General features: G+C 70.7%; 7 protein-coding genes and 1 pseudogene. 2 read left to right on the top strand and 6 right to left on the bottom strand.

Features of this window, described 5'->3' with window-relative positions; translation table 11 throughout:
• Positions 1-6: 6 nt before the first annotated feature.
• The 4 genes and pseudogenes from tsaD to K8625_RS32725 form a co-directional block, all read right to left on the bottom strand.
• On the bottom strand, positions 7-1,002 hold the full coding sequence (gene tsaD / locus K8625_RS32700) for a tRNA (adenosine(37)-N6)-threonylcarbamoyltransferase complex transferase subunit TsaD (protein WP_141330397.1): 996 nt from the start codon (positions 1,000-1,002) through the stop codon (positions 7-9).
• A 55-nt stretch (positions 1,003-1,057) separates the two neighbouring features.
• Complete coding sequence (locus K8625_RS32705; RefSeq protein WP_223784926.1) at positions 1,058-3,727, bottom strand: DUF4388 domain-containing protein; 2,670 nt, start codon at positions 3,725-3,727, stop codon at positions 1,058-1,060.
• Between the two features lie 156 nt (positions 3,728-3,883).
• Positions 3,884-8,447: pseudogene (locus K8625_RS44630) on the bottom strand (DnaJ domain-containing protein).
• 166 nt (positions 8,448-8,613) lie between these two features.
• Positions 8,614-9,117 carry a tRNA (cytidine(34)-2'-O)-methyltransferase gene (locus K8625_RS32725; protein WP_223784929.1) on the bottom strand — a complete coding sequence of 168 codons (504 nt, stop codon included), beginning with the start codon at positions 9,115-9,117 and terminating at the stop codon, positions 8,614-8,616.
• A 17-nt stretch (positions 9,118-9,134) separates the two neighbouring features.
• Here K8625_RS32725 and K8625_RS32730 point away from each other — a divergent pair, with 17 nt between their 5' ends.
• Positions 9,135-9,512 (top strand): DUF192 domain-containing protein, encoded by a 378-nt coding sequence (locus K8625_RS32730; protein ID WP_223784930.1) that lies wholly within the window; start codon positions 9,135-9,137, stop codon positions 9,510-9,512.
• Positions 9,513-9,601: 89 nt separating this feature from the next.
• Positions 9,602-10,366, top strand: a complete 765-nt coding sequence (locus K8625_RS32735; RefSeq protein WP_074957967.1) for a Stp1/IreP family PP2C-type Ser/Thr phosphatase — start codon at positions 9,602-9,604, stop codon at positions 10,364-10,366.
• A gap of 63 nt (positions 10,367-10,429) precedes the next feature.
• On the opposite strand, the gene K8625_RS32740 is transcribed toward K8625_RS32735, so the two are convergent.
• Together K8625_RS32740 and treZ are read right to left on the bottom strand one after the other, a co-directional pair.
• Positions 10,430-12,439, bottom strand: a complete 2,010-nt coding sequence (locus tag K8625_RS32740; protein WP_223784931.1) for an amylo-alpha-1,6-glucosidase — start codon at positions 12,437-12,439, stop codon at positions 10,430-10,432.
• 5 nt (positions 12,440-12,444) lie between these two features.
• The gene (gene treZ, locus K8625_RS32745; RefSeq protein WP_223784932.1) at positions 12,445-14,349 is read right to left on the bottom strand and encodes a malto-oligosyltrehalose trehalohydrolase; all 1,905 of its coding nucleotides are present in this window, start codon (positions 14,347-14,349) and stop codon (positions 12,445-12,447) included.
• Positions 14,350-14,601: the final 252 nt, after the last annotated feature.

Consider the following 14,601-nt stretch of genomic DNA (forward strand, 5'->3'; position numbering starts at 1 on the left):
CCTCTTCTACATGCGCCAGGCGGGGTCGGCCGCCAGGCGGAAATCACCGCGCAAGCCGCGGCGCCACGCCTCATACCCCGCGACGGCGATCATCGCGCCATTGTCCGTGCACAAACGCACCGGCGGCAGGAACATGCGCAGCCCCCGCTCCTCGGCGCGCTGCTGACACAGGGCCCTGAGGCGCGAGTTGGCGGCCACGCCCCCGCACAGCACCAGCTGCTTGTGGCCCAGCCGGCGCGCGGCGGCCACCAGCTTCTTGGACAGCACGTCCGCCACCGCCTCCTGGAAGGACGCGCACAGGTCCGCGAGCGCCTGCCCCTCCGGAACGCCGTGCTTCTTCGTGTGCTGCAGCACCGCCGTCTTCAGGCCGGAGAAGGAGACATCGAAGTTGTCGCCGGGCAGCGCGCGCGGGAAGCGGATGGCCTCCGGGTTCCCCTTCTGCGCGAGCTGGTCGATGGGCAGCCCGCCCGGGTACGGCAACCCGAGGATGCGCGCCGTCTTGTCGTAGGCCTCGCCCGCGGCGTCGTCGCGCGTGCTGCCCACCAGCCGGTAGTGCCCGAACTCCTTCACCTCGTAGAGGCTGGTGTGCCCACCGGAGACGACGAGCCCGAGGAACGGCGGCTCCGGCGCGTCCTCCAGGAGCCGGATGGCGAGCAGGTGGCCCTCGAGGTGGTTGGCGCCGACGAAGGGCTTGCCGGTGGCGAGGCTCAGCCCCTTGGCCACCTGCAGCCCCACCAGCAGCGCGCCGATGAGCCCCGGGCCGGACGTGACGGCGATGAGGTCCACGTCGTCGAGCGTCTTCTGGGCGCGCGTGAGCGCCTCGTGCACCACCGGCATCACCTGGACGATGTGGTTGCGCGAGGCGAGCTCCGGCACCACCCCGCCCCAGCGACGGTGGATGTCCACCTGGGTGGAGACGACGTCCGACAGCACGCGCCGGCCGTCCTCCACGAGGGCGGCGGCGGTCTCATCACAGGAGGTTTCCAGGCCGAGGACGAGCAAGGCGACTCACTTCACTTCCAGCAGGGCGGGAGCGACCAGGACGTCCGCCGCCCGCTCAGTTGCCGAGCGACTTGAGCATGGCGCGGACCTCGTTGGCGGAGGCCCCCGACGGTTCCAGCTTCAAATACTGGTTGTAGGCCCGTCCCGCCTCGGAATTCTTGCCGATGGACTGGTACGCCATGCCGAGCGACAGCCAGGCCCGCGCGTTCTTCTCATCGTCCCGGACCACGTCCACCAGCAGCTTGGTGGCCTCGCGGAAGGCGGACTCGGACTCGAAGCCGTTCACCAGGGCGATGCCCAGCCCGGCCTTGGCCTCGGTGGAGTCCGGCTTGAGGCCCATCGCCTTGCGGTAGTTCGCGGCCGCCGTCTTGTGCCGTCCGCCCACCGTGGCGCTCTTGGCCTGCTTGATGAGGCTCGCGTACTCGACCTCCGGGTCCACCGCCGGGGCGACGGGGGTGCCCGAGTCCGCGCCGGAGGCAGGCGCCTCCACCACGGCGGTACCGGCGTCCACGGCGGCGGGCGGCGTCTGGACGACGGCGCTCCCCGCGTCGGGCGTTCCCTGCGCGCCCGCGTCGACCGGGGCCTGGACCACGGCGGTGGTGCCCGAGTCGGGCTCGGCCACCGGCGCGATGACCGCGGCGGGCTTCTGGGGCTCGGGCGTCTGGACTGTCTCCACCTTCGGGGGCGTCTCGGCGGGAGGCTTGTCCCCGCCGCCGAACGCCACCACCGCGACCACCGCGCCGATGAGCAGCAGCGCGCCGCCCACATAGAGGCCCGTGCGACGCGGGCGCACCGCCGCCACGTCCTCCGCATGGGACACGGGCGGTGCCGGCGTCGGCGTCGCGGGCTTCGGCGTCTGCGCGAGCACCGGAGGCGCCACGGGCGTGGGGGCCACGATGGGCTGCGGCGTCGCGGGGGTGATGAGCGTGGGCGGCGGCGCGGCTGGCGTCAGCGGCTCCTCCGGGATGGAGGGGGCCGCCGGGCGCTCGGGCGCGCCATGCCCCGGATAGGGCGGCAGGGCGAGCTGCGGCGGCGGCGCGGCGGGGACCTCTTCCACCTCGGGGAGGGTGTCGACGTCGACGGCCGGGACGTCGCGGCCGCTCACCAGCGTCACCTCGGACGACGGAGGCGCGGGCGCGGGTGGCGGCACGGGCGGGAACGGGTTGGGCCCCACCGCCGCGCCTCCGAAGATGGGCGCTCGCGCGGGCGCGGGCGGCTCGGAGACGGGCGCGGGCTGCGGCGCGGAGCCCCCCTGCCCTCCGAAGCCTCGCGGGCCCGAGGCCCACACGGAGGACGGGCCCCACGTGGTGGGCGCGCTGATGCCCTCGGTGTCCACGCGGTTCCAGTCGAGCAGCAGGCTGCGGCGCGCGTGCTCCGTCGCGCGATGCGCCGGCGGCGGCTCCACGAGGAAGGACGACCCCTCCGCGACGGCCGGAGGCAGCGTGGGCGCTTCGCCATCCGCGTCCGCCGTCTCGTCCACCATGCCCAGGGGGCGCTTGGGGCGCGCGGGGAACACGACGACGTTGGCGGGCACCGCGTGCGCGGGGGCGGCGGGCGTGGGCTCGGGCTCCTCGGGCGGAGCCGTGACGGGCTCCTCCTCGACGCCCGCGGGCGGCGCGAGCACGCTGGGCGGCATCACCCGCGCGGCCGGCTCCGGCGGAGGGGCGACGGGCTCGGGGGCGACGGGCTCCGGCGGCGCGGGCTCGATGGGCGTGGGCGGCGGGGCCGCGTTGAGCCACTGCTCGATGCCGGGCTTGCTGCTCTGCACCGGCTCCAGCGGCGCGTTGCCCAGCTCCCGGATGAGGCCCTCGAAGTACAGCTTGCTGATGATGCCCAGCGCGGCCAGGTCCTCGAAGTCCGAGTCCTCCACCACGCGGCTCAGCGCGCGCTTGCCGTCGAACAGGCGCAACAGGCCGTTCACCTCGTCGGGAATCTCCGAGAGCCGGTCGGCGAGCTGGTGGTAGTCGATCTCGAACACCGTCTCCAACGGAGGCAGCTGCTCGAGCATGCGGCCCCACTCATCGAGGCGACGCATGCCCTCCATCAGCAGGCCCTGCGTGGAGATCTCGATGCGCTCGGGGCGGTCCAGCGAGGTGAACTGGACGTCGAACTGTCCCTCGAAGGTGTTGAGCAGCCGGTAGAAGGCGTTCTCGCCCTTGAGCCGACCCAGCTCCGCGTCGATGACGCGGCCTTCCTTGAAGTAGACGGTGCCGGTGCGCTCGCCCTGGATGGAGATGACGCCCGTCTTGCGGCCGATCTCGAACGTCTGGACCAGGTCCACCACGCCCATGTCCGCGAGGCTGCCGCCGAAGCCACCCTTCGTCGTCTCCCGCTTCTCGATCCTCTCCTTCTCCGCCTTCTGGAGGATCATCTTCACGCGGGTGACGATCTCTTTGATGTAGATCGGCTTGGTCAGGTAGTCGTCGCCGCCCAGCTCCAGGCCGCGCACCTTGAACTCGACCGACTTCTGGCTCGTCAGGAAGACGAACGGGATGAACTTGAAGCGCTCGTCGGACTTGAGCGCCTTGCACAGCTCGAAGCCGTCCATCTCCGGCATCTTGGTGTCCGCGAGCACCAGGTCCGGTGGGCTGATCTGCACCTTCTCGATGGCGTCCTTGCCGTGGATGGCCGTCGTCACGGAGAAGCCCGCCTTCTTCAGGCTGACCTCCATCACGCGGAGACTCTTCGCGTCCCCATCCACCAGGAGCAGGTGCTGCTTGGCCACGTTACTTGCCTTTCATCTACGGAGGACGATTCGCGGAAGAGCCCGGCGCGGGGAGCATCCTGCCCGCTTTCCAGGCATGTCAATGGGTTGGAACGACGGAGGGACTGGCTGCCCCCCGGCCGCCCGGGCGCGGGGTGAAGCGCTACGAGCGCGGCCTCAGCGGAAGAACCCGCCCTTCTTGGGTGGGTTCTTCTTGCGCATGTCGATCAGCCGCAGCTCCTGGTTGGCCTCCAGGTGCTTGGAGTTGGCGCGCACCGCCTCGCGGAAGTGGCGCTCGGCCCGGTCCATGTCGCCCTCGACCCGGGCGATGACGCCCAGCTGGTAGTGCGCGCGGTCGCAGTTCGGGTCGGCCTTGACCGCGTCCAGCATCATCTGCTTGGCCTTGGGCATGTCCGCCTTCCGGGCGGGGTCCATGTAGATGGCCCAGGCGCGCGCGGCCAGGTAGGTGGCCTTGGGGTCCAGGGCGTGGGCGCGCTCGTAGTGCTCCGACGCGGTGGTGAAGTCGCGCTTGCGGAAGTAGACCTCGCCCATCTTGTAGAGGTCATCGGGGCTGCTCTCCGGGCGTCCCGGTGCGGGGCGCGCGGACCCGGTGGACCCGCCCGGCGCTGGCGGCGCCTTGGGCAGCGACTGCTGGGCCTGGAGCGTCTGGATGTAGGCCTTGCGGCGGGCGTCGTCGTAGAGGACCTCGTAGGCCTCGCGGATGGCCTCGAAGACGGACGTTATCTTCTGCGCCAGGTGCGGCAGCGTCGGCGGCAGCCTGTCGGGGTGGAAGACCTTGGCCAGGCTCAGGAAGGCGGCCTTCACCTGATCCCTGGGGGCATCCTGGGGGACGCCGAGGACGTAGAAGTGATCCTTGCGGGCCTGCACGTCGGCGTAGCGCTGCTCGATGAGCTGGGCCTGACGGGCCTCATCCGGCTTGGGGGGCTCGGTGGGGGCGGCGGGCACGGCGGGGCCGGACTCGGTGACAGGGGCGGCGCCCACGGGGGCGGCGGGGGTCCCGCGTCCTCCGAGCACGCCCATGTTCTCCATCGCACGGCGCAGCAAGCGCTGGCGCCGGAGCTTCGCGGCCTCGTCGGGATTGGAGGGGTCTGCCGCCACGTCGTCCTCGTCGAAGTCCCAGTCGTCCAAGTCTCCAGACGGCTCGGACCACGCAGTCTCGCCAGTTGGGCCGGTGTTGTCACCGGGGAAGGTCTCGAAGTCCGCTTCAATGGTTGCTTCGACGATGGCTTCGACCGGGGGCTCCTCCGCGCCGACGTTCGCCTGATTGACATCCGAGCGGACGAGCGTCTCCAGGTGGGCATCCACCTGCTGGAGGGCTGCTTCGAAGGAGGCCGTGAGGGTTTCGGCGGCTTCGTCCTTGTCGAAGGAGACGATGCGCCACAGGTCGTCCTCGCTGGCTCGCTTGTTCTTGGCGGGCGTGGGCCCCAGGCGCAGAGGGGGCGGCGCGGCGACTGGGGCCGGACGGGAGGCCCACAGGCTGTCGTCGGCGGCGTCCTCGGGGGAGCCCTCGATGAGGGTGTCCATGTCCGCCGTGAGAACGGGGGGGTCGACCGGCGTGAGGACGGGGGGGCCTGAGGCGGCGCGGGGTGGCGGGGTGGGGAGCGGCTCGGCGGCGGGGACGGCCTCCGCCCAGAGCTCGGGCTCGGGTTCGGCCTCGAGCAGGGGGAGGTCCTCGGGCTCCGGCTCTGGGGTGAGGGAGGTCTGCGTCGCGCGCCAGGACTCGTCCTGGACGGGGACCTGGTCCTTGGTGCGGGTGGGCGGGACGACGGAGCGCGCCGGCTCCTCCGCGAGCCAGGGCTCGAGGGGCTGGGACTTCGAGCGGCGAAGGGCCTCCTCCATGTCGTGGAGGAGCTCGGCCTGGGCGCGGTCCCTGGCGGAGCGGAGGGCCTCGCGGCTCTCGCCATGGAGGGGGAGGCCGGATTGGGAGGAGGCCGCGAGCGGCGGGACGTTGGAGGCGCGGGATGAGGAGGGAGGTGGGACTTCCTCGACGTCGTCGGCGGGGATGATGTCGCCGACGTCGAGCATCAGCTCGCCGATGTCCTCCTGGGTGGAGGCCGTGGGGGCAGGGAGTTGGAGGGCCTGGGTCTCCGCGAGACGGGCCTGCTCGGCCTGGTGCTGTTCTTCCGCGAGGCGGGCCTGTTCGGCCTGGTGCTGTTCTTCCGCGAGGCGGGCCTGTTCGGCCTGACGTGCCTCTTTCGCGCGGCGGACCGCGTCGGCCCTGCGACGCTCGACCTCGAGTCGGAGCTCTTCGGCGCGACGGGCTTCTTCGGCGAGGCGGGCTTCCTCCGCGAGGCGCTCGTCCTCTTCACGAAGCCGAGCTTCTTCAGCAAGGCGAGCCTCTTCGGCTACGCGGGCCTCCTCTGTGAGACGCTCCTCTTCGGCCACGCGGGCTTCCTCTGCCTGCCGGGCCGCTTCCGCAGCGCGAGCCTCTTCTGCCACTCGCGCTTCCTCAACGAGACGAGCCTCTTCAGCCCGACGTCCTTCCTCTTCACGAAGGCGAGACTCTTCGGCCCGACGCTCTTCCTCCGCACGAAGCCGCGCCTCTTCAGCGAGACGGGCCTCTTCAGCCAACCGGGCCTCTTCGGCCAGGCGAGCCTCTTCAGCCAGTCGCGTTTCTTCCGCGAGGCGGGCCTCTTCGACAAGGCGGGCCTCTTCGGCCCGACGCTCCTCCTCCGCACGAAGCCGCGCCTCTTCAGCGAGACGGGCCTCTTCAGCAAGCCGAGCTTCTTCAGCGAGACGGGCCTCTTCAGCCCGGCGCTCCTCCTCCGCACGAAGCCGGGCCTCTTCAGCAAGGCGGGCCTCTTCAGCAAGGCGGGCCTCTTCAGCGAGACGAGCCTCTTCAGCGAGACGAGCCTCTTCAGCCAGCCGCGCCTCTTCAGCGAGGCGGGCCTCTTCGGCCAGTCGCGCCTCTTCGGCTCGACGCTCTTCCTCCGCACGGATGCGCACGAAGCCGGGCCTCTTCGGCGAGACGAGCCTCTTCAGCGAGGCGGGCCTCTTCAGCCAGCCGCGCCTCTTCAGCGAGGCGGGCCTCCTCTGCGAGACGAGCCTCTTCAGCCAGTCGCGCCTCTTCGGCCCGACGCTCCTCCTCCGCACGAAGCCGGGCCTCTTCAGCGAGACGAGCCTCTTCAGCCAGTCGCGCCTCTTCAGCCAGTCGCGCCTCTTCAGCCAGTCGCGCCTCTTCGGCCCGACGCTCTTCCTCCGCACGAAGCCGGGCCTCTTCAGCGAGGCGGGCCTCCTCTGCGAGGCGGGCCTCCTCTGCGAGACGAGCCTCTTCAGCCAGTCGCGCCTCTTCAGCGAGGCGGGCCTCTTCGGCCAGTCGCGCCTCTTCGGCTCGACGCTCCTCCTCCGCACGGATGCGGGCCTCTTCAGCGAGGCGGGCCTCTTCAGCCAGTCGCGCCTCTTCAGCAAGGCGGGCCTCTTCAGCCCGACGCGCTTCCTCAGCACGGAGCCGGGCCTCTTCAGCGAGGCGGGCCTCTTCAGCGAGACGAGCCTCTTCCGCCAGTCGCGCCTCTTCGGCCCGACGCTCTTCCTCCGCACGAAGCCGGGCCTCTTCGGCGAGACGAGCATCTTCAGCGAGGCGGGCCTCTTCAGCCAACCGCGCCTCTTCAGCGAGGCGGGCCTCTTCGGCCAACCGCGCCTCTTCAGCGAGGCGGGCCTCTTCGGCCAGCCGCGCCTCTTCAGCGAGGCGGGCCTCCTCAGCGAGACGAGCCTCTTCAGCGAGGCGGGCCTCCTCTGCGAGACGAGCCTCTTCAGCCAGTCGCGCCTCTTCGGCCCGACGCTCCTCCTCCGCACGAAGCCGGGCCTCTTCAGCGAGACGAGCCTCTTCAGCGAGACGAGCCTCTTCCGCCAGTCGCGCCTCTTCAGCGAGACGGGCCTCTTCAGCCCGACGCTCCTCCTCCGCACGAAGACGAGCCTCTTCAGCGAGACGGGCCTCTTCAGCCCGACGCTCCTCCTCCGCACGAAGACGAGCCTCTTCAGCGAGACGAGCCTCTTCAGCAAGACGCGCCTCTTCAGCGAGACGGGCCTCTTCAGCCCGACGCTCCTCCTCCGCACGAAGTCGGGCCTCCTCCGCCAGTCGAGCCTCTTCCACTCGACGGGCCTCAGCGAGCCGAGCCTCTTCAACCCGACGCTCTTCCTCCGCACGGAGCCGCGCCTCTTCGGCCCGCCGCGCCTCTTCCGCGAGCCGCGCCTCCTCCTCCGCCCGTCGCCTCGCCTCCTCCCGCGCCTCCCACTCCTCCACCGACAGCGCCTCGACCGCCCCCTCCCGCTCCAGCACGAGCAGCAACGCCTCGTGCGCGGGCGTCAACCCCTCCGGCCGCCGGAACTCCCCGAGCGTCGCCAGCAACTCCCGCTCCCCCGCATCCGTCACCCACGGCGCGCACGCGGACACCTCCGCGCACCGATACACCCGCGGCCCCGCCACCTCCGCCCCACCCCGCTCCAGCGCCGCCCGCACCACCCTCACACCGGAGATGGGCTCGAACTCCGCCTCCACACTCCCCGCCTCGAAGGCCGCGCGCTCCGCCAGCTCACTCAGCCGGCGCACCTGCGCGAGCACCTGCTGCTCCGCCACCACCTCCGCGGCCAGCCCCCGCGCCTCCAGCAGATCCTCGTCCGGAGTCCCCGCCCCACCCCGCGCCCACAACCCGTCCAACGCCTCCGCGTCCAACAGGCCACCCTGCAACAACGCCTGCGCCGGACTCTGATAGCCAAACCCCAGCCGCGCCCCCACGAGGTCTCCCTCGCGCAAGCTCAGCCGCGACTCACGCCCTCCAGCGGACAGCGTCAACCAGCCCGTGGCTCGGGACTTGTGGGCGGAATACAGCGCTTCGGCGGCCTGCGACGGGGTCATCCTGCGCCCCAGTGTAGTCCCTCCACACCGCCCCTCAACTTGCCGAGGGTGCCCGCCTGCCCACCCCGCTGAAACAGACCTGTCGCAGGGCCTCGTACGTCCCCACCCCCACCGCCGTGGAGAGGTTCATGCTCCGAACCCCCTCCAACATCGGAATCGTCACCGCCGTCCCCGTCCCCCCCTCCATCACCTCCGGCAACAACCCCGTCACCTCCGAACCGAACACCAGGTGGTCCCCCGCCTCGAACCGCGCCTCGAACAACGACGTCTGGGCCCGCGCCGAGAACAACCACCGCCGCGCCTCCGGATACGCCTCCACGTAGGCCGAATACGTCGGGTACAGGCGGAGAAATACCTTGTCCCAGTAGTCCAGCCCCGCCCGCTTGAGCTGGCGGTCATCGATGGAGAACCCCAGGGGCTCCACGAGGATGAGCCGGCAGCCCGTCACCGCGCAGAGGCGGGCCACGTTGCCCGTGTTGGGGGGAATCTGGGGAGAGACCAGGACCAGATGCAGAGGACGCGCCAGGGGCTCGAGCATGGGGTAGAACGCGCTACATGCGCTGGAAGGTGACCAACGAGACGCGGCAGAGGCCGCTGGCGGACCGGGCGGAGAAGGCCACGTCCTTCGCCCACCGCTTCAAGGGGTTGATGGGCCGCACCGAGCTCGCCGTGGGCGAGGGCCTCCACATCCAGCCCTGTAACTCCATCCACACGTTCTTCATGCGCATTCCCATCGACGTGGCCTTCCTGGACGCCCAGGGGCGCATCGTCAAGCAGATGATGGCCCTGCCCCCCTGGCGGGCCACCTCCGTGTACCTGCAGGCACGCTCCGTCCTGGAGCTGCCCGCGGGCGTGCTCGCCGCCAGCGGCACCCAGGAAGGGGACCGCTTGAGCTTCGAGCCTGCCTCCTCTCCTGCGATGTCCCCTGGCTGACCCACGATGCGCACGAGTTTTGACCGATTTCCGAGCGCTTTGTTAACGTGCCCCGCCAGTTTCTCGTCCCCTTAGAAGAGTTCCCGCGCATGCGCATCGAGGTAGCCGGCAGCACCCACGTCGGGATGAAGCGGAATCACAACGAGGACAACTTCCTCATGCTGCCCGAGGAGCACCTCTTCATCGTCGCGGATGGGATGGGTGGCCACTCCTCTGGAGAGATTGCCAGCCGCATCGCCGTGGACGAGTTGGGTGAGTTCTACAAGATGACGTCCAAGGACCAGGACAGCACCTGGCCCTTCAAGATGGACAAGCAGCGCAACTATGACGAGAACCGGCTGGCCACCGGCATCAAGCTCGCCAACGCGCGCATCTACGAGAAGGCCAGCAGCGAGTCGAAGTACAAGGGCATGGGGACGACCATCGTCAGCGTGCACTTCGCCAGCGACGTGGCCTACGTCGGGCACGTGGGCGACAGCCGCGTGTACTTCTTCCGCTCCGGCGCCCTCAAGCAGATCACCGAGGACCACTCGCTGCTCAACGACTACCTCAAGGCGAAGAAGCTCTCGCCCGAGGAGGTCGAGAACTTCCCGCACAAGAACGTCATCGTGCGTGCGCTGGGCATGAAGGAGAACGTCCAGGTGGATGTCTCCCGCGTGGAGCCCCAGCCGGGCGATGTCTTCCTGCTGTGCTCGGACGGCCTGAGCGGCATGGTCACCGACGCGCAGATGCAGGAGATCCTCGGGCGCACGCCGGAGCTGGACAAGGCGTGCTCCCAGCTCATCGACATGGCCAACGCCGCGGGCGGCAACGACAATGTCACCTGCGTGCTCGCCCGCTACCACCCGGCCTGAGTCCCCGCGCGGCCCCGCCTGAGTCCCTGGCTCGGGCGATCCGCGGCCCCCGCCTGAGCCTGCTCAGGCGGTGCGCAGGAAGACGCGCAGCGCCTCCGCCACGCCCCACGCCTGGGCGATGCAGCCCCTGGGACGGAAGGGGGGCGTGGCGTCGAAGATCTCGCTCACCTGCCCCACGCCCGCCTGTCGCAGGTGGGCCTCCAGGCCGTCCATGACGTCGCGCAGGTGGGCGCGGTCCGGCTGCGCCCTCAGCGCCGCGTCCACGTAGTGGCCGATGAGCCAGCTCCACACCGTGCCCTGGTGGTACGCCGCGTCGCGCGCGCGCAAGTCGCCGTCATAGGTGGCCTTGTAGTCGGAGTGGTCCGACGCCAATGAGCGCAGCCCCACGGGGGTGAGCAGCTCCACCTCCACCTTGCGCAGCACCTGGGGCCACTTGTCACGCGCGAGCACCGGGTACTTGAGCGAGAGGGCGAAGATTTGATTCGGCCGCACCGCCGCGTCGTTGCCGCCGCCCTCCGCGTCCACCACGTCGAACAGGCACTGGGTGCGCGGGTTCCAGAAGCGCTGGTTGAAGGACGCCTGCGCGCGCTCGGCGGCCTGGTTGTAGGGCGCGGGGTCCACGCCCAGCAGCACGGCCCACTCCGCCATCAGCTTCATGGCGTTGAACCACAGCGCGTTGAGCTCCACCGCCTTGCCGCGCCGGGGCGTCACCACCCAGCCGTCCACCTTCGCGTCCATCCACGTGAGCTGGTAGCCCTGCTCGCCCTGCGTCAAGAGCCCGTCGTCCGGGTCGATGCGGATGTTGTGGCGGGTGCCCTTCAGGTGCTTCTGGACGATGTCCTCCAGCGTGGGGAAGAACTCGCGCAACAGCTCCTCGTCCTTGGACGCCGTGACGTAGCGGTCCACCGCGTGGAAGAACCAGAGCGTCGCGTCGGCCGTGTGGTAGAGGCCCTCGGCCTCGCCCTCCGGGAAGAGGTTGGGCAGCAGGCCGTCGCGGACGTGGTGGCGGAACGTGCGCAGAATCGCCGCCGCCTCGCGCAGGCGGCCCGTGGACACCGTCAGTCCCTCGAGCGAAATCATCGTGTCGCGGCCCCAGTCCGTGAACCACGGGTAGCCGGCGATGACGCTGCGCGCATCCTCGCCGATGGCCCGCGCCCACGCGTCGTCGCGCGGACGGATGGGGTCCACGATGAACTGGTCCGCCGCGAGCACCAGCCTCGCCGCCGTGTCCTTGCGGGCCTGCGCCGGCGCCCGCTCCAACAGGCGCCACTCGCGCTCGCGCTCCATGTCGAAGCTGATGGCCGGGTCGCGGTCCAACACCGCCCAGTCCTGCACCGTGGCGCCCAGCGCCAGCCGGCCTCCGGGCTTCACCGTGCACTCGAAGTAGCCGGGGCTCGCCTGCGTCTCCACGTGCGGCATCCCGCGCGCGCGCTCGGTGCGGTACAGGATGGGCGGGGAGATCTCCGGCAGCGCCACGAAGGGCACCGAGGCATCCGAGTACAGCCGCAGGCGCAGGGGCTCGGCCTCCTTGCCCGCGCACATCTCGATGCGCTCCCCCTGGAGCACCACCTTGGGCTGACAGTAGCCGTGGGGGAAGTCGTGCTCGTGGACGCGGAACGTGGGGAAGGGCCTCAGGCGCAGCTTCACGGCCGGCCCGGACAGGTGCGCCCACTCGATGAAGAGCGTGTTCTCGCCATGCACCATCACCAGCCTGCGACGAAGCCGCGTGGGGCCCAGCACGTAGTCCCACTCGGGGATGAGGCCGTCGAGCCGGAAGCCGCGCAAGAGCGACGTGTCGCCCGCCAGCGTCCCGTCCGCGCGCACCTCGCCCTCCAGCCGGTACACCTGCCCCTCCACCCGGGCCGTCTCGATGAGCCGCGACAGCATGACGGTGCGGCCCTTCTCCGGCAGGCTGGGGATGAACAGGCCGTGGTAGCGGCGCGCGTTGACGCCGGCCAGGGTGCTGGACGCGTAGCCCCCCAGGCCATTCGTCACCAGCCACTCCCGTCCGAGGACCTCCGTAGCCGGGGCGCCCCCGGGCCATCCGAACTTCACCTCTGGCAGTCCGCGCATGCGGCTCATCCTGCCATCCGAGGCCCGGGGCCGGTCCTGCTCTCCCGAGGACTCGTCATCCACAGGGCGGTCATCCCCGGCACGCGCCACGACGTCTCGACCCTCAGTGAATCCAGTGAGCAAGAGCCTGTCCCTCCGAATCGAACCTCTTCACTGGACAGTCCGAGGCGCCACCCTTCATCCCGCGGTGGGGCCAACAAGGGCTCGGGGCAGGGAGACAGCTCCAGCTCGCTCCCCAGGTTGACGAGCAACAGCCGGTCCCCCTCCTGCTCGCCTCCCAGGTAGCGCAGCAGGAAGGCGCTCTCGGAGAGGACGGCCCCCATCAGCTGGCCGCCATCCTGTCGGGCGAGCACCGAATCCTCGCGGCGCAGGCGCAGGAGCTCCCGGTGCAGCGTGAGCGGCCCCGTGCGGCGCTCCCGCTCCGTCCAGTCGAGCTGGGAGCGGCGGAAGGCGCGCTCATCCACGTGCTCTTCGAACCCCTCGTGCTCGAGGGCGTGGCGCGCGCTCTCGAACTGGCCGATGAACGCGTCGCGGCCCTGGCGCACCACCGCCTGCAGCTCCGGCTCGTGGTCCACGAAGTAGTGGAACGGGGAGCTGGCGAACCACTCCTGGCCCATGAAGAACATGGGCGTCTGGGGCGACAAGAGCCACAGCATCGTGAGCACCCGCGCCCGGCGCTCGCCGCCGACGTGGTGCAGCCGGTGGCCTCCGAGCATGTTGGCCAGCTGGTCGTGGTTCTGGAGGTAGAAGACACACGCGCTCGCGGGCACGCGCCAGAGGGGACAGCCGCGGGCCTTCTTCTGCCAGCGGTAGTACTGGCCCTGATAGAGCGAGTTGCGCAGCACGCACGACAAGAGCTCCTGCGCGTTGCCGCGGTAGTCCTGCAGATACGCCTCCGCGCGCCCGGTGGCCGCGACGCGTGCCGAGTGGTGGAAGTCATCCACCCAGAGCCCATCCGCGCCCCATCCGCCGCGCTCGGGCGCGCGGACGCACAGCTCGTCCTGCGGCTCGTTCTCCGCGATGATGAGCACCCCGCGTCCGCCCGCCGCCTCGCGCGCCGCCTGGGTGATGACCTGGACGATGTGCCGGGGCCCGTCGTCGTAGAGGCTCTGCGTCGCGTCCAGGCGCAGGCCATCGAAGTGGTACTCGGCCATCCACGCGCAGGCGTTCTCGACGAAGAACTCGCGGCTGGGGCCCGCGTCCTCGCCGTCATCGAAGTTCGTCGGCTCGCCCCACTCGTTCTCGTACTTCTTCGTGAAGTAGCCGGGGGCGTACTGGGCCAGGTAGTTCCCGTCCGGTCCCAGGTGGTTGTAGACGACGTCCAGCACCACGCCGAGGCCCAGCCCGTGCGCGGCCTCCACGAAGGCCCGCAGCGACTCGGGGCGGCCGTAGGCGGGATGGGGCGCGAAGAGCTGCGCGCCGTCGTAGCCCCAGTTGAAGCGGCCGGGACAGGTGTGCAGCGGCATCAACTCCAGACAGGTGACGCCCAGCTCCGCGAGCAGGGGCAGCTTCTCGATGGCCGCCTCGTACGTGCCCTCGGGCGTGAAGGTGCCCAGGTGCAGCTCGTACAGCACCTGGCCTTGGATGGAGGCGAGCCCCTTCCAGTCTCCGTCGCGCCACGCGTGCGACCATGGGTCCACCACCTCGCTGTGTCCGTGCGGCCCGTCGGGCTGGAAGCGGGAGGCGGGGTCGGGGAACTCCTCGCGGTCATCGAGCCGGTACTTGTACCGCGCGCCCACCGGCGCGGGATGGACGCCCTCGAAGTAGCCTCGTGCGTCCCGGACGAGGGGCAGCGGACGCGACGCGCCCTGGACGGAGACCTCGACCATCCGGCGACGTGGCGCCCAGACGCGAAAATGCGTGCGGTCCTTCCCCTCGGGCCTGGCCCCCAACGTCCCTCGCCACGTCATGCCCTCGACCTCCCGCCATGCGCCGAACACGCGCTCGCGCGAACACACCGCCAGCAGTGACGGTAAGACGTGGCACCCGCAGCGGCGACGGACGGAGGACGCGCTGCGCCTGCTCGCCGACCCCACCCGGACGAAGGTGCCCGCCACGCCAGGGAGTGCCTCGCCGTCGCTTCACGACGTCCCGCGCGGGCCAGACCCTCACGAGGACGCATGGGGCCGGGCGGTCGAACGGGTGGACGCAGCCCTCGCGCG

The organism is Myxococcus sp. AS-1-15 (assembly GCF_020037055.1).
In the GTDB taxonomy this organism is placed as follows: domain Bacteria; phylum Myxococcota; class Myxococcia; order Myxococcales; family Myxococcaceae; genus Myxococcus; species Myxococcus fulvus.

What these genes read in the sequence shown, in the direction of transcription:
- K8625_RS32735 (WP_074957967.1), top strand. Translation starts at nt 9,602, where the DNA reads ATGCGCATCGAGGTAGCCGGCAGCACCCACGTCGGGATGAAGCGGAAT.
- K8625_RS32730 (WP_223784930.1), top strand. Translation starts at nt 9,135, where the DNA reads ATGCGCTGGAAGGTGACCAACGAGACGCGGCAGAGGCCGCTGGCGGAC.
- K8625_RS32725 (WP_223784929.1), bottom strand. Translation starts at nt 9,117, where the DNA reads ATGCTCGAGCCCCTGGCGCGTCCTCTGCATCTGGTCCTGGTCTCTCCC.
- treZ (WP_223784932.1), bottom strand. Translation starts at nt 14,349, where the DNA reads ATGACGTGGCGAGGGACGTTGGGGGCCAGGCCCGAGGGGAAGGACCGC.
- K8625_RS32740 (WP_223784931.1), bottom strand. Translation starts at nt 12,439, where the DNA reads ATGCGCGGACTGCCAGAGGTGAAGTTCGGATGGCCCGGGGGCGCCCCG.